This is a genomic window from Marinobacter caseinilyticus (assembly GCF_011074955.1).
GTDB classification, from domain to species: Bacteria; Pseudomonadota; Gammaproteobacteria; order Pseudomonadales; family Oleiphilaceae; genus Marinobacter; species Marinobacter caseinilyticus.
The window spans coordinates 35,864-54,334 of sequence record NZ_WUQJ01000011.1 but is presented as its reverse complement, the minus strand read 5'-3'; the positions used below and the strand labels follow the sequence as shown (position 1 = coordinate 54,334).

The following is an 18,471-nucleotide window of genomic DNA, read 5'->3' as shown; positions in this document are numbered from 1 at the left end:
CCCATGACATTCCAACTACCCTGAATTCGAGAGGCCAACCATGTCATCACAACTCGCCATCCCATCAAAGAAACACAGCGTCAGCGACGACGAGTGGCAACTGCGGGTCGACCTCGCCGCCGCCTACCGACTGATCGCGCTCTACGGCTGGGATGACCTAATATTCACGCATATTTCAGCGCGCATCCCTGGCGATGACCACCACTTTCTGATCAATCCTTACGGCATGATGTTTGAGGAAATCACCGCTTCCAGCCTGGTACGGGTCGATCAGGAAGGCAACAAAATCAACCCGGACGATGTCGACATCAACCCGGCCGGTTTTACGATTCACAGTGCGATCCATGCCGTGCGTGTCGACGCAAACTGCGTGATGCATACCCACACCACCGCCGGCGTTGCGGTTTCCGCGCAGAAAAACGGCTTGCTGCCGCTGTCGCAGCAAAGCCTGTTCCCGCTGGCGAGCCTGGCCTACCATGACTACGAAGGCGTGGCCTTGCGGGAGGACGAAAAAGCCCGACTGCAAAACGACCTGGGCGCTGCCAATGCGATGATTCTCCGCAACCACGGTTTGCTGACTGTGGGCAACTCCATCGCGGATGCGTTTCTCGCCATGTACATACTGCAACGGGCCTGCGAGATCCAGATCGGCGCCTTGTCCGGCAATCGCGAACTGACGCCGATTCCCGGTGGCATTGTCGACACCATCAAACAGCAGGCGGCGCAGGTGACCAAGGGCCTGGGAGGCAAACTGGCCTGGCCGGGCCTACTGCGTAAACTGGACCGCAATGACACCAGCTTTCGGGATTGATCAGGCCACCGTGATGGCGATAGGAGAATACGAATGAGCGACGTAACCCAACCTCAGGCCACCTTCACCGACATGAAGGACAGCACTGCGGAAGACTGGCAGGTCATTGCTGACCATTTCAGGGCGTTTGGCAAAGGCTTGCCTGACCGCATCATGGCTCACCTGCAATTGCTGCAAGGGGATTTTGGCGGTTTCGCCATTGATCGCCTGAACCATTGCCTGCAAACCGCCACCCGCGCCCACCGCGATGGCAAGGACGAGGAATACGTGGTGTGCGCCCTGCTCCACGACATCGGCGACACCCTGGGCAGTTACAATCACGCCGATGTGGCGGCGGCCATCCTGCAACCGTTTGTCAGTGAAGACAACCACTGGATGGTCAAGCATCACGCGATCTTTCAGGGCTACTACTTCTTCCATCATCTGGGCATGGACCGCGACATGCGCGAGCAGTTCAAGGACCACCCCTGCTACCGGCAAACCCTGGAATTTGTCACCGAGTACGACTCCCCCGCCTTCGACCCGGCGGCAGAAACCCTGCCCCTGGATTACTTTGAACCCATGCTGCGGCGGGTCATGTCCCGGCCCCGGCAGTCGCTTTACAAGCAAGCTGTTGAGTCCATGTAAGACACCCTCAACGAATAACAATAACCCATAGGTTTCTTATGCTAGACAACATTGGCCTGTTCGCAGGCCTGATTTTGCTTATCGTCATGGCGTTGCGTGGCGTGAACATTCTGGTGGCGGCACTGGTTGCCAGTCTGGTGGTGGCAGTCACCAACGACATGGGGGTCTCCGAGGCCCTGCTGAGTAACTTCCCATTCGGGCCTCTCGGGGCGTTCAGTTTTGCCGGTAAATTCTTCGTGCTGTTCCTGACCGGAGCGATCTTCGGCAAGATGATGGCGGCCAGCGGTGCGGCCGGTTCTATCGCCAGCGCAGTGACCCGGAAACTGGGTGCCAAACACACCATCCTGGTCTCCATGCTGGTGTGCGCAATGCTCACTTACGGCGGCGTCGTGGTGTTTGTGGTGATCTTCACCATGTACCCGCTGGGCGTGGCCCTGATGCGCGAAGCCAACCTGCCCAAGCGGCTGTTTTGCGGTGCCGTGGCCCTTGGCGCCGGCACCTTTACCATGACGGCCCTGCCCGGCACACCCTCAATCCACAATGTGATCGCAGCCTCGGCGTTGGGCACCGACCTGTTTGCCGGTGCCTTTATCGGCATCACCGCGGCCGGGGTAATGTTCGTGCTGGGCATGGTGTATCTGGAGCGGCAGTGGACCAAGGCGCGGGCGAACGGTGAAGGTTATGCCTCCAACCTGCAGGACGACAACATGGAGAAGCTGGCACCCGCCCTGCAGCATGGCCCGGGCTGGAAGCTCAGTGTGCTGCCACTGGTAGTGGTGCTGTCGACGATTGTCCTGCCGCGTCTGTTGACCGCTACCGGACTGGTCGATGGCAACACGCCCGGGTTGGGATCACTGGTGAGCTTTGCCAATGCCGAACCGATCATCTGGCCAAGTTTTGCGCTGGTCCTGGGAGCGGCAAGTTGTGTGGTTCTGTTCACTCACTTTCGGGCCAAAGCCATGCAGAGCCTCGGAGCCGGTGCGGACGATGCCATCATGCCACTGCTGAACACCGCCGCAGTCATCGGTTTCGGCGGCGTGGTAACCCAGACTGTGGGCTTTTCAACGTTTGCCCAGTGGGTCCTGGAGCTGCCCCTATCGCCCCTGCTTTCGGTATTTGCGTCGGTCAGTGTGGTGTCCGCCATTGTCGGTTCCGGCTCCGGCGGCCTGCAGATATTCATGCAGACATTTGCCGACAAGTACCTCGCCATGGGGGTCGAACCGGAAACACTGCATCGCATCGCCACCCTGGGTTCCGGGGGCATTGATTCGCTGCCGCACTGTGGCGCGGTCATCGCCATGCTGACCATCATGGGACTCAAACACCGCGAGGCCTACAAGGATGTCTTTGTGGTGACGGTGGCGATTCCCGTCATTGCGACGTTGACGGCCATTGGTGCCGCGACCCTGTTCTGAGCCCCGCCCTGTGATAACCCGGCAGACCGATTGGTGTGAGTTTCTCAGGACGGTGCACGCCATCACGAAAGGGATGATCACGAGGCTCGTGTCGAGGCGACATTCTTGCGTATACTTGCAACCTGCAACCACACAATAACAACGCCGGGGCAATGATAGAGCCCCCGGAGGCAAGAGGACGATCAATGAAACGCCTGGGAACGCTGGATGCATCCTGGCTCGCCGTCGAGTCAGAAGACACCCCGATGCATGTGGGAAATCTGCAGATTTTTTCTCTTCCGGACAATGCACCGGAAACATTTCTGCGGGATTTGCTGGATAGGATGAAAGCCGATTTCGAGGTCGCACCACCCTGGTGTAACCGACTGATGTACACCGGCACGCTGGGCCGGTTAATAGTGCCAGCCTGGACGGTCGACAAGCATATCGACCTTGATTACCACGTCCGCCATTCGGCACTGCCCCGACCCGGCAGTGAGCGCGAACTGGGCATCCTGGTGTCGCGTCTGCATTCCAACCCGCTGGATTTTTCGCGCCCGCTGTGGGAGTGCCATATTATTGAGGGGCTGGAAAACAACCGGTTTGCACTGTACACCAAGATGCACCACTCCATGATTGATGGCATCAGTGGCGTACGCCTGCTGCAGCGCGTGCTGTCGACCGACCCCAACGAGACCAACATGCTGCCCCCCTGGTCGGTTCGGCCCCAGAGCACCCGCGCCAGCAGCAAAGATACCGATGCCAGTCTGCCGGCGGCGTTTTCCCATGCCCTGGAGGCACTGAAAATCCAGGCCGACATGGCGCCAAGACTGTGGAGCGCCATGACTCGGCTGGTGCACTCGGCACGGCATCCTGAAGACGGCCTCACCGCACCCTTCGCCGGCCCCCGGTCGGCGCTGAACAAGCGGGTGGCCGGTCAACGCCGTCTGGCGACCCAGCATTACCAGCTAGGTCGTTTGCGAGCCCTGACCCGCGTCACCCATGCGTCACTGAACGACATTGTGTTGTACCTGTGCGGAACCGCGTTGCGGCGCTTCCTGCTGGAGCAAAACGATCTGCCCGATACCGCGTTGACCGCCGGTATTCCGGTCAATGTTCGGCCCGCCGATGATCAGGGCACCGGCACTGCAATCAGCTTTATGATCGCCACCCTGGCCACCGATGAGGCCGACCCGAAAACCCGACTGGAAACCATCAAGTACTCGACCAAGCGCGCCAAAGAGCACTTGCAAACATTGCCCCGCAGCGCACTGAATCAGTACACCATGCTGTTGATGTCGCCGTACATCCTGCAGTTGATGTCAGGGCTGGGCGGTCGCATGCGACCAGTGTTTAACGTGACCATATCGAATGTGCCTGGCCCACGGGAAACCTTGTACTACGAAGGCGCAAAGCTGGAAGCCATGTATCCGGTGTCACTGATTGCACACGGTGGTGCCCTGAACATCACCTGCCTGAGCTATGCCGGCTCCCTGAATTTCGGTTTCACCGGATGCCGTGACACCTTGCCCAGCATGCAGCGGCTGGCGGTCTACACCGGCGAAGCATTGGAAGAACTGGAAGTCCTGTTCAATACCCGGGCCCCCTCTGAAACGTCCACAACAGAAGCGCCCACAGGGGACACCCCCACAACGAAAGCACCTGAGACGGTAAAACCGGCGCCCCGCAAACCTAGGGCCAAGCGTGCAAAACCCGCCACCCCCCGCAAGACCGCGTCGAAAAAAGTCGCCGCCAAAAAAGCGGGCTGACGTCAGGCCCGGCGAGGGCGGCCACTGCTTTGCCAGTGCGCCGCCCCAACAAATATCAGTTGCAGGAACCGGGTGGTGCGCTGTTTGATCTGATCGATCTGGAACTCATCGTCGGGTGACACACTGAGCAGGTCCGTCAAACTGAACGCGACGCTGCGCACCACCAGATCGCAGGTCAACTCCAGGTCACCGTCGCTGAGATGATCGACCATTCGCATCCGGCGCAGATCGTTGGCCAATTCACTGGCAAAAAACCGCATTTCACTGCGGATGGCGTCCTGCACCGCACGACTTTCCCCTGCCAGGCCCTGCGCCATAAAAAAGAAAAAACTGCGGTTAGCCTCAACGTGACTGACAAAAATGGCAACGGATTCGGCCATCAGCTTGTCGGCCTGCAACACATTGGACCGAGCCTCGCGCATCATTTTGCGTAACACCAGACCCAGCTCGTCAACGAGCTGAAGACCCAAATCGTCCATGTTTCGAAAATGCCGATAGAACGAGGTGGGGACCACACCCGCCTGGCGCGTCACTTCGCGAATCCCCAGGCTGGCAAAATGACGGCCCTTGCCGACCAGGGCAAGCGCTGCGGTCATCAGCTTGTCGTGGGTTTCCCCTGGCTTGGGTCGTCGTTTATCTACCACTTCGGTACACCATTATTGTCCCAACCGTCTATCGCCGCCAAAGGGGGTTCGCCGCCGCGCCAACACCGCCACGAGAAAAGACACAAGTGTACACATTTTCCCCTGTTCGCGGAATTGCCACCTGTCATTTCGGGCCGCAATCACTGAATTTCGACTTCCCCACCTATCAATCGCGCCCAATAAAAACTTCTATATTCATTTATTACAAAGACTTAAAACAAAACGATCACAATAAAAAGAGTTAATTGACAGCGCGCCCTCACGATGTGTACAGTCGTACACATACTGTGAACACTTGTACACATGGAGAGGAAAACCATGCTGTCTCTACTGGAAAAAAACACCCCCCTACGCTGGCTGGGCAAGCAGCTTTTCAACCGGGACGATCCGGCTGCTTTTTTTGACCCCCTACTGGAACGCATCAACCCACTATGGGTTCGCCAATACGTTCCGGCGCTGGTGGAGTCGGTGGTGGATGAAACCGCCGACACCAAAACCTTTGTACTGCGACCGGCCGATCGCTGGGCCGGCTTTGAAGCCGGCCAGCACGTGAGCATCGGGCTCGACATTGGCGGTGTGCGATACAACCGCACGTTCAGCTTGTCGAGCGCGCCAGGACAGTGGGCGGCTGACGGGTCTGTGAGCCTTACCATCAAACGCCTGAGCGGCGGCCTCGTGACCAACTGGATGCACGACAATGTGAGCACCGGGTCCATTCTGGGCATAGGTGAGGCCTTCGGCGACTTTCGGGTTCCCGAGACTCAGGAACCGGTGCTGTACATCGCCGGCGGCAGCGGTATCACACCGGTGCTCAGCCAGCTCCAGACCCTGGCTGCGAGCCACTACCGGGCGCCGGTGACATTGCTTTACTTTGTTCGCACACAGGCGGACATCATCGCCGCCGAAACCCTGACCGCATTGAGCCAACGCTGGCCCGCACTGACCCTGAACATCATTGCCACCGATGAGGGCGAACATCCCGAGCACCTCAGCACGACTCTCCTGGACCGGGTTCCCGATGTGGCGGCTCGCCGATGCTATCTCTGCGGCCCCAAAGGCCTGATGGACATTGCCGAGGAACTGCTCGTCCAGCGCGGCATTGATCAGGCCCGGATTCACAGTACGTTCTTCGCCGTGCCGAAAGCGGCGCTGGACGGCGATGCACTGGGCGGTGCGGTTCATTTCAGCCGCAGTAAGATCCAGGTCACCTCAAAAGGTGATGCCGTGCTGCTGGACATTGCCGAAGCGGCCAGCCTCACACCCCGTCACGGCTGCCGCATGGGCGTATGCCACCAGTGCAGTTGCAGGAAAACCAGCGGCACCGTGGTCAACCGCCTGACCGGCAAGGCTTCGGGCCCCGGAGAGGACACCATTCAACTGTGCATTTCGGTGCCACAGGGTCCGGTATCCGTGGACATTTGACGGTCTTTCGCGCACCGGCTAGTTGCCACCCCCTAGTCAGCGCCCGGTCTTTATATCGCCGGCGCCAGGAGAACAGACATGAAGACGTTAACCCACGAACAGCTCAACAGCCTTGAACAGGATTTGAACGCCATCCGGGATGAAGTCCGGGCGGACCTCGGAGACCGCGATGCCCGCTATATCCGGCGGATTATCCGATTGCATCGCACCCTGGCGGTGGGCGGCCGCTTGATGATGCCGCTTGGTTTCATCCCTCCCGTGTTCACGGCTGCGGTGGCCTCCCTGGGGTTGTCCAAGATCATTGAGAATATGGAGATCGGCCACAACGTCATGCATGGGCAATACGACTGGATGAACGACCCCGCACTGCATTCCCAGACCTACGAGTGGGATACAGTGTGCACCGGAGATTCCTGGCGCCGCACGCACAATTATGAGCACCACACCTACACCAATGTCATCGGCAAGGACCGCGACTACGGCTATGCCCTGCTGCGTCTGAATGATGACCATAAGTGGCGGCCGGCTCACAGCCTGCAGTTCATTAACTACATACTGCTGACCGTGTTTTTCCAATGGGGTGTGGGATTGCACGAATTGGAATTCGACCGCATTCGTCGTGGTGAGATCCGCCTCTCCGAGAAGAAACAGTTCCTCAAAGAGTATGCCCGCAAAGGCGGGCGCCAGGGTTTCAAGGACTATGTGTTTTTCCCGCTGTTGACCTTGCCAGTGGCGCCCATTGTCCTGGCAGGCAACATCAGCGCAAACCTGATCCGTAACCTGTGGTCGTCCACGGTGATTTTCTGTGGGCATTTCACGGAAGATGCGGAAACCTTTACCGAGGCCGAGTGTGAGAACGAGAGCAAAGGCCAGTGGTACCTGCGCCAGCTGACCGGCTCCAGCAACTTCACCGGCAGTAAATTTGTGCACATGCTGAGTGGCCACCTGAGCCATCAGATTGAACACCATGTGTTCCCGGACCTACCGGCCCATCGGTACCCGGAAATCGCCCCCAGGGTGCAAGCGGTGTGCAAGAAGTACGGCATTCACTACAACACCGGCAGCTTTGCCGGGCAGTACGGCACGGTGCTCAAACGCATTGCGCAGTATTCCCTGCCCGACAAGCTCCGGCTGAAGCTTTCACCCCAGACGGCGTGAATTCGGGCTATCGGCGCTCTATATTGCCTTGAGTGCGCCTTCCTGTTGCCTTCCGGAAACGCGTATCTGGCCGACCGATTGAACTGACTCCGGTCGGTTAACGTATTCGGGGGACAACATCGGAGCGACGACTATGGCAAACCTGATTCTTGTGCTGGGCGATCAGCTCACTCCCGACCTCAGTGCACTGGTCGATGCGGCCCCCGGCACCGACGTCGTTGTCATGGCGGAGGTTTACGACGAGGCAACCTACACCAATCATCATAAAATCAAGCTGACACTGCTGTTCAGTGCGATGCGGCATTTTGCCGAAGAACTCCGGACCCAGGGCTGGACCGTTCACTACCATCGCTACCAGCCCGACAGTGATCTGACCTCACTGCAGGCGGTGGTGGGCCACTACGCCCACATCGTGCAGCCGGCAAAAATCGTCACCACAGAATGCGGCGAATGGCGCCTGGACCAGGACATCCGGCAGTGGCACACAACCCTGGCCATCCCCGTTGACATCCGCCCGGACGACCGCTTCATTGCCAGCAAACAGGTCTTTGCCGACTGGGCCAGAGACCGCAAACAGCTGAGGATGGAGTTTTTCTACCGGGAAATGCGCAAGAAAACCGGTCTACTGATGACGCCGGAGGGGCAACCCGAAGGCGGCCAATGGAACTTCGACAGTGACAACCGTCGCAAGTGGACGGGCAAACCGCCGGCACCGGCGCCCTTTCGAGTGGAGCCGGATACGCTGACCCAAGAGGTTATTGAAGAAGTAAATACTCACTTTGAACACCACTTCGGCAGCACTGACGACTTTCATTTCGCTGTCACCCGAGCGGGAGCGGAAGCGGCCCTGGCACACTTCCTGGATTTTGCCCTGCCGTGTTTTGGCGACTATCAGGACGCGATCTCGGATCGCGAAGACTGGCTGTTTCACGCCGTATTATCACCTTACATCAACTGCGGGCTGCTGGACCCGCTGATGGTGTGCGAGGCGGTGGTTCAGCGCTACTACGCCAACCAGGCTCCGCTTAACGCGGTCGAAGGCTTTGTCCGTCAAATCATTGGTTGGCGGGAGTTTGTCCGGGGCATCTACTGGCTGCATATGCCGGATTACGGCCGCGAAAACCGGCTCGGCAATACCCGCGCCCTGCCCTGGTTCTACTGGACCGGTGACACTGGCATGCGCTGCCTGCACAAAGCCATCGACGCCACCCGGCGCAACGGTTACGCCCACCACATCCAGCGCCTGATGGTGACCGGTAATTTCGCGCTGCTCACCGGCGTGATTCCGGAACAGATCTGCGACTGGTATCTGGCGGTCTATGCCGACGCCTACGACTGGGTCGAACTGCCCAACACCCTGGGGATGGTCATGCACGCGGATGGCGGCTACCTGGGATCCAAGCCCTATGCCGCCAGCGGCAAGTACATCAACCGCATGTCCGATCACTGCAGCCAGTGCAAATACAATGTGAACCGGGCCACCGAAGACGACGCCTGTCCGTTCAACGCACTGTACTGGCACTTTATCAACCGCCATCGGGACGCGTTCAGCAACAACCCGCGGATGGGCATGATGTACCGCAATTGGGACAAGCAACAACCGGAGCGGCGCAAAGCGCTGCTGGCGCGGGCGGACTGGCTGCTGGAAAATCTGGATTCTCTCTAAAGGGTTGCCTACTATTGAGCTATCTGTTGGCGGACTTTGGGCGGACCCGCCGCTGACAGAAGACGATCGGCTATATCGGATTACCGGGACGGTTTTTGCTTAAACGTGACAGTAAGGATGGACGATGGACCTCCGTTTTTATGCCGCCTTGGTTGCCAGTTTGCTCCTAGCGCCTGCGCACGCCCAGACGCTCGATCTCTATACCTTTCACGCGCCGCCGTATCAGATCAACCCGGACCACCTGATGGCCAATTATGCCGTGTCCGGCACCACGGTGAATACGATCGAGTGCGCTGCAAAAGCCATGGGCTGGACCATTCGAGTCAAGGTCGTGCCACAGAACCGGGCGGTGCTTTCCCTGCGCAATCACGCTGTCGATGGCTATTTTGCGGTGGACGAATCACCGATATTGAACCAATTCGCCAAACTCAGCTCGCCCATTGCGCTGGAAAAATGGTACCTCTTTTCCGTTCAGCCCATCAGGGACCTGATGGACGCCCGGATCGGTGTTATCGCCGGCAGCAATGAAGCCAACTGGCTGCACGCCATTCACCAAAGCAGGTTACTGCAGGTGACATCCATCAAACAGTTGCTGCAACTCCTGCTCCGCGGCCGGGTGGATGCCATCATGATGGACTGGCGGACCATGCAATTCCATGTCAGCGACATGATACCGGAACAACAAACGCAATTGCGGACACTCGCCACCGAGTTCGTCCGTTTTGCGCCTCTCAGTCTCTATCTGGACAACCATTTTGTTGATCGGCACCCGGATTTTTTACCGACCTTTAACGCGAACCTGAGTGGCTGTGTGTCTGTCGATTTCCAGCTCAGCGAGCAGGAAGAAACAACCGTGCAAGCGTTGGCCAACACCTTGTTGGCGGACCTCCAAGACACCGTCGACATCGCCGCCAACCTGGCCATGAGTCAGACCGACATGCCACTCAGCGAGATACTGAGTCTCGATAGCCGGTGGCAGGCCACCGCGCCCGACAATGCCTCGGTATTAGCCGAAGCATTGCTGGAGCGCCCGACGTCTGGGGATCTGCGGGCGTGGCAGGACACAACCGGCGGCCTTGTCACTGAGGTCTTTGCTATGAATGCGCAGGGGGCAATCACCGCCCTGAGCCGGCTGACATCGGATTACTGGCAAGGGGATGAGGAAAAATTCCAGGCCACGTTAGCCCTCGCGCCGAGCGACCTGGTGATGAGCCCACTCAGTTACGATGCCTCGGTCAGGGGCTTCCAGGTCACTGCGTCGGCGCCCGTCCACGATCAACGCGGCCGTTTTCTGGGCGCCATTGCCATCGGCATCGACATTGAAAGAGCGTTGCGTAAGGTCAATGGGGTTTTTTCCTCGTTTCTATCCGAACCACCCGACCGTTCTCCAAAGTAACCAGGCGGCGGAAACGCTGATCGCCAAATTCAAACAGCCATTCCTGCACCGGCATCACGGCTGCCACCTGGCCGGCGTGATGCCGGGAGGAGGACACCGAGTGCCAACGGGTACGCCGGGACAACGGCTCGCCACAACGGGCAATAAGCTCAAATTCACTGATACCCTCCTGCAACCGAGCCGGCGCGCAGTTGCCCGCGGTCTCGCCCAGAAACCCATAGCCCAGGCTGCGTTCCTGTCGCAACAGGCCATCCCGAAATTCCAGCCGTCGGATAAACCCCTGGGGGCCGGGGTTGTAGTACCAATGCTCGATGTCTCGTACCACTCCCAACCCCGCGACAACCACCGCAGGATAGGACGCCACATAATCCGGTGCCCCACACCGCTCTTCGACTTCTGCCGGCCAATCGCCCACATCCACCAAGGACGTGCCACATCGGAAGGCTGCCGCCGCGTGTTGTGCGGTCATGGCCAGCGCCAACATCAATACGCCGGCGATCGTTATCGACAGTGCTGGTCTTTGCTCGGCCATAAGTGCCTCCTGCTACAAACCCTGATCGCCCACCGTGCTGTTGTGCCGACCCCATGGGTCCTATTTTACGGCGCCCAAAGACGAGGAGAAGCCACCGGGCACGTAAAGTTAATGCAAAGGTTGGCGTGCTGGCGTCCCCGAACCGACCGGACACCGGCCGTGGATCAGGGCGGCCCCACCTCGCAGGCCAGCACCAACGCCCAAAACTCAGAAAAATCGTTGACCACCACATCCGGCTTGTCCGGGTGGCGTCGGGTACCGGGGAAAATCTTATGCAACCACGGCAGATCCCATTGCGCACCATTGAAAAACACGGCGGTCATGCCCGCCCTTTTGGCGGCGATAATATCGGTGGTGCTGTCACCGACGTACCAGACACTGGGACCAGAGGGGTAGTTGAGATTTTCGGCCGCCAGCAACAGCTGATCCGGGTGGGGCTTGCGCAATGGGGTGTCATCACCGCAGACATCGGTGTCGAATAACTCAGTCCAGCCGGTACCTTCCACAGCTGCCAGCTCATGCTCAAAAAATTCGCGATCCCGGTTGGTAATCACTCCCACCTTGATCTCCAGCCGAATCAGGCCCTCCAGTACATCCCTGACCCTGGGCTCGAACGCAGCGACATTGCCGTAGTGTTTGCGGTAATGCTGGTTAAACACCTTGTGGGCAATTTGTTTGGCGTCTTCATCATCGCCAAACAACACCTCAAAAATATCGGTCCGGGAAATTTTTCGATCGGCTTTGACCTTGGGGTGCAGCTTGGCAAACTCACGGATATACTCCACCAGCCTGGCATCCTCCGGTGTCTTGCTATCCTCCGGGGTGACCATGCGGTCCATCAGTTTCAGGCCATGGAAATCCGGCAGCATGTCATCAACGGCGTGGTACATGGCGTCCAGGGTATCCACCAGGGTCGCATGCCAGTCGAACAGCACCACCGCGGGCCGGATCAGTTTGGCGACGGCCGGGTGCCAATCGGGCTCTATCCGGGGCTCTGGCGGCCTGGGCGCCGGGTGATGATCCGGGCGGGCCTGCCAGGGGGGCATGATAAAATTCCCGGGCGCGCGGGTTTCAATGGCGTCCAGACAATCCATCAGGTCGTCAAAACTGTCCAGCATGGCCCTTGGGGCTTCCCGGGTGCTGAACCAACTGTCCACCCGCGCCGGCTCCCAGCCGGCGCCGTTATAGAAAATGGCGGTCACACCGGCGTTGTTGGCGGTGATCATGTCAACGTAGCTGTCGCCCACGTACCAGGCCGATGCATCGGCCGGCAACGACAGCTGCTCCAGTGCTTTGATCACGACCTCCGGGTCGGGCTTATAGTGGGTGACATCATCGGCGCACACGGTGGCATCAAACAGCCCCACCCAGCGGCCGTCATCCACGGTGTTGATTTCGGTATCCAGAAATTCCCGGTTACGGTTGGTGGCCACCGCCAACTTGACGCCCATTTTTTTACACGCCAGAAGATACTCCAGCATGCCCTCCTGAAACGGTTTTACCTGGCCAAAATACTTCCGGTAGCAGTGATTGTAGGCTTCATGTGCAATCAATTTGGCGTCGCGGTCCTCCCCGAAAATCGCATTGAAAATATCGGTCCTTGATACCCGCCGCTCGGCCAGGATGCGCGGGTGCAGGCGCCGAAATATCCGGATGTAACGCACCAGCCGGGCGTCGTCCGCGGTCTTGCACCGGGCCTCTGGCAACAACCGCCCCACCAGGCCCAGGTCTTCAAGCTGGGGCAGCATATCTTCCATGGCACTGAACATGGCGTCATGGGTATCCACCAGGGTGCCATGCCAATCGAACAGCATCACCGCCGGTGGGTGGATCGAATCGGAAAATCGCGTCATCCCATCGTCCTCTGAACGTCACAACCTGCTGTACCCCATGGGTTAGTAAAACTCAAATTCGCGTCGACCGCCAAACTTCCATGCCCGAGAACAGACGCCTTTTTGATGCCATGACTTTGACATGGTTTTGACTTTTTCATTACGTCGGCCTGACAGTATGGCCGGTAACATTCCGCCATCCGGGTGCTGGCGTCGCCGCTTGTGCGACTTCGCGCCTCAGCACGAACGTTCAATTGATACGGGTTATCCATGACCGCTGTTACTGACATCGAAAATAAAACGCTGGCCCAACGCTGGTGCCATGCGTTTCGTTGGTCCGGGGCTTATGCTCCGCTGTTGCAACTGCTGTGCCTGGCCCTGCTGGTGCTGGGGCTGTCTCGCGGACTGTTGGTGATGTGGCAGCTCGGTCGCGTGGCGCCGACTGAGGTTTGGCCATCGATTTTTCTGCACGGTTTGCGCGTTGATATTATCCAGGCGGGCCTGTTCATCGCTTTGCCATTGCTGCTGTTACCCGTGCTCGCGCATCGCTACACCTGGACCGCATGGAAGCGCTTTTCCTACGCCTGGGTGCTGTTCTGTGTTGCCTTATTGTTGTTTATGGAACTGGCGACACCCACATTTATTGCCCAATACGATGTGCGTCCCAACCGGCTGTTCATTGAGTACCTTCGCTATCCCAAAGAGGTCTTTTCAACGCTTTGGCATGGTTTCCGCACCACGGTCATCATCGGTGTGCTGACCAGTATCGCAGGTGTCGTATGGGTCGCCAAACTGCTGAAACCCTGGCTCAGGGAGACTCGTGTGCCGCGGTACCGGAACACCCTGCTGGCCTGGCCTGTGGTGGTGGTGCTGGTGTTTGCCGGCGTGCGCTCGACTACCGACCACCGGCCTGCCAACCCCGCCATGTTTGCGCTGACGTCCGACGCCCTGGTCAACTCCCTGATGCTCAACTCGACCTGGTCGGTGTTCCACGCCATCTACAACCTCAAGCATGAGGCCAACGCAGGCGATGCCTACGGCGCCATGAGCAATGAAGCCATTCTGGAGCAGGTTCGCAGCGCCCCCTGGCTGAAGAATTTCAGTTATCCGAATAAGACTTATCCGACACTCCATGAGCAGACCGCCACTCGAGTTCGCGCACGACCGCTTAACCTGGTAATTGTGCTGGAAGAAAGCCTGGGAGCAACATTTGTCGACAGCCTGGGCGGCTTGGCGGTGACGCCAAACCTTGAACGGCTGAGCCAGGACGGGTGGTGGTTCAAACAACTCTATGCCACCGGCACCCGCTCGGTGCGGGGCATCGAGGCGGTGATTTCCGGTTACCTGCCGACGCCAGCCCGCAGTGTCGTCAAACTGTCGCTGGCACAGAACCATTTCTTTACCTTGGGCGAACTGCTCAAACGCAGCGGCTATGACACCGGATTCATCTATGGGGGTGAGGCGCACTTCGACAACATGCGCAGCTTCTTCACGGGCAACGGTTTTGACCACATTGTGGACGAGGTGGACTATTCGGCACCGGTCTTTACCGGCAGTTGGGGCGTCAGCGACGAGGACTTGTTCAACAAGGCCCATGAGCAACTGCAGGCACTCCACGCTCAAGACAAGCCTTTTTTCCGCCTGGTGTTCTCGTCTTCCAACCACACTCCGTTCGAGTATCCGGACGGTCGTATTGCGCTTTACGACGCGGACAAGAACACCGTCAATAATGCGGTTAAATACGCCGATCACGTGCTCGGCGAATTCATCGATACGGCCCGCAACAGCGACTACTGGCAAGATACCCTGTTTCTGATCGTGGCGGATCACGATGCCCGGGTGTGGGGCAATGAACTGGTACCCATTAAAAACTTCCAGATTCCCGGATTGATTCTGGGTGCCGATATCGAACCCAGGCAAGTCCAGACTCTGACCAGCCAGATTGACCTGGCCCCAACCCTGCTTTCGTTGATGGGGCTCAACAGCCACCACCCCATGGTGGGCAACGACCTGACTCGGCTCAAGCCCGGTGAAACCGGCCGTGCGATGATGCAGTTTAACGACTACTACGCCTGGATGGAGGGTGACTTCCGGGTCACTGTGTTACGCCCCGATCAGCCGCCTTTGGGCGGCCACTACGACCCGAAAACCACAACAACCCAATACCAGACTGAACCGCCAACGCAGGCGCAAATACACAAGGCGCTGGCGCATTCGCTGTTGCCACTGTGGCTTTACCGGGAACAGAAATACGACTTACTTTGACATTTTCCTGACGTCTCCCGTACGAAAACCTGATCCTCACTGCACTATCCTGCCGCCACGATGAAAACAGAACCCGTGGTCCCAATGTCCGAAATCGCGCGCCGTCGCCAGCCCTTCCGGTTTGTAGTTTCCGGAGGGCTGGCAACCGGCATGCACTGGCTGGCCATGTCAGTGATGATTCTATTCGGGGCTGAGCCCGCTTGGGCCACAGCGGCAGGCAGTGTTGTCGGGGCCGGTGCAAACTATGCCCTGCAACGTCAACTGACCTTCCGTTCCCGCAAAGCCCATCGCCGAACGCTACCCCGGTACCTGTTGTCGTGTGTTATCGCGTGGACCACCAACCTCCTGCTGTTTTATGCGCTCTACCAGGACGCCGGTCTTCAGCCAGTATCGGCGCAACTGATCACCACCGTGGTGGTTGCGGCCCTGAATTACAGTGTCTTCAAGAGGCTAGTTTTCAATGACTGAACCCCACCCCCAGCCGCTCACCGATATGGGCCGAGCATCCTCACCCCGCGTTGGCATCAGCATCGTGGTTCCCCTGTTTAACGAACGCAGCGTGCTGCCGGATTGCCTGGCGCGGCTGGCGCAAGCGTTGGCCACTCTCGACCTCAGTCATGAGCTTGTCTTTGTGGACGATGGCAGTGAGGACGGCAGCCCGGAATACCTGATCGACCAGATGCGCACCCACCCGACCGCCCGCCTGATCAGATTGAGCCGGAATTTCGGCAAAGAAGCGGCGCTGACGGCCGGCCTGGAACACGCCCGGGGCGAGGCCGTCATTGTCATGGACGCCGACCTTCAGGACCCGCCGGAACTGATTCCGGAGATGGTGAAAAAGTGGCAGTCCGGCGTTGATGTGGTGCTGATGAAACGTCGGTCCCGACAGGGAGAAACCTGGGTCAAACGCACCAGCGCCCACCTGTTTTATCGCTTGCTGAATCGCGTGAGCCAGTCGGACATCCCCGTCGATACCGGCGATTTCCGCCTGATGAGCCGGCGGGCCATTCAGGCGCTATTGCAACTCACCGAACGCAACCGATATATGAAAGGGCTGTTTGCCTGGATTGGAATGCCCACCGTCGTGATGGAATACGACCGAGCCCCCAGAGCCGCCGGCAGCACCAAATGGGACTACCTTGGTTTGATTCAACTAGCGCTGGAAGGCATCACCTCGTTTTCCATTTCGCCGTTACGTTGGGCAACCATGATCGGGCTGGTGGCCGCTTCCCTGGGGACCCTGTTTGGGCTATGGATTGTGGCGAAATCGCTCTTTTTCGGCGATGCGCCCACCGGCTATCCATCGCTAGTTGCCATCATTACGTTTCTGGGCGGCATTCAGTTATTGGGTATCGGGATTGTGGGTGAGTACGTCGGCAAGACGTACATGGAGTCCAAGCGACGACCGGTGTACCTGATTCAGGACACGGTCGCTCAAAACACCTTGGTCAGGCCCGAGGTGATCCGCTACAAGGAGCGTGAACTTCATGCAAAAGCCTAATCACCTTTGGTTGTGGGCACTTGCGCTAGTCCTCCTAAGCCGCTTGATTACCATGGTGACTTTCCCCTTGGTGGATACCACCGAACCACGGTATGCGGAAGTGGCTCGATTGATGGTGGTCACCGGAGACTGGGTAACCCCTTGGTTTGAGCCCGGGGTACCGTTCTGGGGCAAGCCGCCCCTATCGTTCTGGTTACAGGCAGGGGCGATCAAGGCGTTCGGGCTGTCTGAATTTTCTGCCCGGCTGCCGTCGTGGCTGGCCACGCTGCTGATTGTCGGTCTCATCTGGCGCTACGGCCGTGCGGTCGGCGGCGCTCAGGTTGGGCGATGGGCGGCGCTGATATTTTCCACCATGGGGTTGACGTACATCAGCGCCGGGGCCGTCATGACGGACTCGGTGCTGACTCTGGGCACAACGCTCAGCCTGGTCAGTTTTGGTCAGGTGGCCGCCGGCCGGCCAATCGGCTGGCGCTGGCTGTTTTTTATCGGCCTGGCCATTGGCCTGCTCGCAAAAGGTCCCCTGGCGGTGGTTCTGACCGGCGTACCGGTCGGGCTCTGGGCATTGTGGACCGGGCGCTGGCATACTGCACTCAGAGGTCTGCCCTGGGTTCGCGGTACGTTGATCACGCTGGCCCTGTCGTTGCCCTGGTACGTTGCAGCGGAGCTTAAAACCCCGGGTTTCCTCGATTATTTCATCGTCGGCGAGCACTTCCGTCGATTTATCGACCCGGGCTGGGCCGGCGATCTCTACGGCAGCGCACACGTGCAACCCAAAGGCATGATCTGGGCTTTCTGGACCTGGGCCAGTTTTCCCTGGGGCGTGCTGGCCCTGGCCGCGCTGGTGTGGGGCCTGTGCCGACGCCCGGTCCGACTCACCCTCGGTTTGTTCCTGCGAGATGACAGCGTGCGCTTGATGTTGGCGGCGGCGTTAGCCCCCTTGCTGTTTTTTACCCTGGCGGGCAATACCTTGTGGACATACGCCCTGCCGTCGCTGCCGTTCAGTGCCTTGCTGATTGCCCAGGGCCTGGCCCAGGTTCCGTTGCAACGGCCCATGGCACACCGTGCTTTAGCCGCCGTCACCGTCTCGGTGCCGGTGCTGGTGACGGCTGCAACCCTTACTTTTCTGGCTCAGGATAACCGCCTGAAAACCGAGCGGGAATTCGTGAACACTTACGAGCATATGGCGATGGCGGACGACAGCGGGCTGCTGTATCTGAATAAACGGCCGTTTTCGGCGCAATTTTACTCACAAGGCGATGCCGAAGAAGTTTCACTTGATAAGGTGCTTCATATGCTGCGAAATGGCACCCATGCTCGCTACTTTTTTGCGGTGCCACACGACGACAAAGCGAGCGTTCTGAAGCAGTTACCGGCATCAACCCGCATCCTCCGGGAAAATCGTCGCTACGTCCTGCTCACTTTTACCCAGTCCGGCTATGACCAAGGGGTTTGAC

At 58.8% G+C, this 18,471-nt stretch carries 15 protein-coding genes; 12 read left to right on the top strand and 3 right to left on the bottom strand.

The genetic code is table 11. The annotated features are described in order from the left end of the window. Nucleotides 1-40 precede the first annotated feature (40 nt). From GRX64_RS04125 to GRX64_RS04110, 4 genes are all read left to right on the top strand, one after another. On the top strand, nucleotides 41-811 hold the full coding sequence (locus GRX64_RS04125) for a class II aldolase/adducin family protein (RefSeq protein ID WP_166263936.1): 771 nt from the start codon (nucleotides 41-43) through the stop codon (nucleotides 809-811). Nucleotides 812-844: 33 nt separating this feature from the next. Next, on the top strand, nucleotides 845-1,438 hold the full coding sequence (locus GRX64_RS04120; protein ID WP_166263934.1) for an HD domain-containing protein: 594 nt from the start codon (nucleotides 845-847) through the stop codon (nucleotides 1,436-1,438). Nucleotides 1,439-1,476: 38 nt separating this feature from the next. After that, nucleotides 1,477-2,853, top strand: coding sequence for a GntP family permease (locus tag GRX64_RS04115; RefSeq protein WP_166263932.1), 1,377 nt, complete (start codon nucleotides 1,477-1,479; stop codon nucleotides 2,851-2,853). A gap of 185 nt (nucleotides 2,854-3,038) precedes the next feature. Continuing rightward, a complete protein-coding gene (locus GRX64_RS04110) occupies nucleotides 3,039-4,601 on the top strand; it encodes a WS/DGAT/MGAT family O-acyltransferase (RefSeq protein WP_166263930.1) in 1,563 nt (520 codons plus the stop codon). A gap of 2 nt (nucleotides 4,602-4,603) precedes the next feature. On the opposite strand, the gene GRX64_RS04105 is transcribed toward GRX64_RS04110, so the two are convergent. Beyond that, nucleotides 4,604-5,197, bottom strand: a complete 594-nt coding sequence (locus tag GRX64_RS04105) for a TetR family transcriptional regulator (RefSeq protein ID WP_427901642.1) — start codon at nucleotides 5,195-5,197, stop codon at nucleotides 4,604-4,606. 366 nt (nucleotides 5,198-5,563) lie between these two features. On the opposite strand from GRX64_RS04105, the gene GRX64_RS04100 reads away from it, so the two are divergent. The 4 genes from GRX64_RS04100 to GRX64_RS04085 all read left to right on the top strand — a co-directional run bounded on the left by GRX64_RS04100 (nucleotide 5,564) and on the right by GRX64_RS04085 (nucleotide 10,887). Then, complete coding sequence (locus tag GRX64_RS04100; protein WP_166263926.1) at nucleotides 5,564-6,667, top strand: ferredoxin reductase; 1,104 nt, start codon at nucleotides 5,564-5,566, stop codon at nucleotides 6,665-6,667. Between the two features lie 78 nt (nucleotides 6,668-6,745). Continuing rightward, nucleotides 6,746-7,825 (top strand): fatty acid desaturase family protein, encoded by a 1,080-nt coding sequence (locus GRX64_RS04095; RefSeq protein ID WP_166263924.1) that lies wholly within the window; start codon nucleotides 6,746-6,748, stop codon nucleotides 7,823-7,825. Between the two features lie 133 nt (nucleotides 7,826-7,958). Further along, the gene (locus tag GRX64_RS04090; protein WP_166263922.1) at nucleotides 7,959-9,491 is read left to right on the top strand and encodes a cryptochrome/photolyase family protein; all 1,533 of its coding nucleotides are present in this window, start codon (nucleotides 7,959-7,961) and stop codon (nucleotides 9,489-9,491) included. A 124-nt stretch (nucleotides 9,492-9,615) separates the two neighbouring features. Continuing rightward, nucleotides 9,616-10,887, top strand: a complete 1,272-nt coding sequence (locus GRX64_RS04085) for a transporter substrate-binding domain-containing protein (RefSeq protein WP_166263920.1) — start codon at nucleotides 9,616-9,618, stop codon at nucleotides 10,885-10,887. Here the strand turns inward: GRX64_RS04085 and GRX64_RS04080 are convergent. Together GRX64_RS04080 and GRX64_RS04075 are read right to left on the bottom strand one after the other, a co-directional pair. Continuing rightward, nucleotides 10,832-11,419 (bottom strand): DUF2845 domain-containing protein, encoded by a 588-nt coding sequence (locus GRX64_RS04080; protein ID WP_235937514.1) that lies wholly within the window; start codon nucleotides 11,417-11,419, stop codon nucleotides 10,832-10,834. The genes GRX64_RS04085 and GRX64_RS04080 overlap by 56 nt on opposite strands. Before the next feature lie 164 nt (nucleotides 11,420-11,583). Continuing rightward, complete coding sequence (locus GRX64_RS04075) at nucleotides 11,584-13,272, bottom strand: HAD family hydrolase (protein WP_166263918.1); 1,689 nt, start codon at nucleotides 13,270-13,272, stop codon at nucleotides 11,584-11,586. 249 nt (nucleotides 13,273-13,521) lie between these two features. Here GRX64_RS04075 and GRX64_RS04070 point away from each other — a divergent pair, with 249 nt between their 5' ends. From GRX64_RS04070 to GRX64_RS04055, 4 genes are all read left to right on the top strand, one after another. Beyond that, nucleotides 13,522-15,516, top strand: a complete 1,995-nt coding sequence (locus GRX64_RS04070; protein WP_166263916.1) for an LTA synthase family protein — start codon at nucleotides 13,522-13,524, stop codon at nucleotides 15,514-15,516. An 84-nt stretch (nucleotides 15,517-15,600) separates the two neighbouring features. Continuing rightward, complete coding sequence (locus GRX64_RS04065; RefSeq protein ID WP_166263915.1) at nucleotides 15,601-15,984, top strand: GtrA family protein; 384 nt, start codon at nucleotides 15,601-15,603, stop codon at nucleotides 15,982-15,984. A gap of 25 nt (nucleotides 15,985-16,009) precedes the next feature. Next, complete coding sequence (locus GRX64_RS04060) at nucleotides 16,010-17,017, top strand: glycosyltransferase family 2 protein (protein ID WP_235937516.1); 1,008 nt, start codon at nucleotides 16,010-16,012, stop codon at nucleotides 17,015-17,017. Continuing rightward, the gene (locus tag GRX64_RS04055; RefSeq protein ID WP_166263913.1) at nucleotides 17,004-18,470 is read left to right on the top strand and encodes an ArnT family glycosyltransferase; all 1,467 of its coding nucleotides are present in this window, start codon (nucleotides 17,004-17,006) and stop codon (nucleotides 18,468-18,470) included. The genes GRX64_RS04060 and GRX64_RS04055 overlap by 14 nt, the downstream gene beginning before the upstream one ends. Nucleotide 18,471 lies beyond the last annotated feature (1 nt).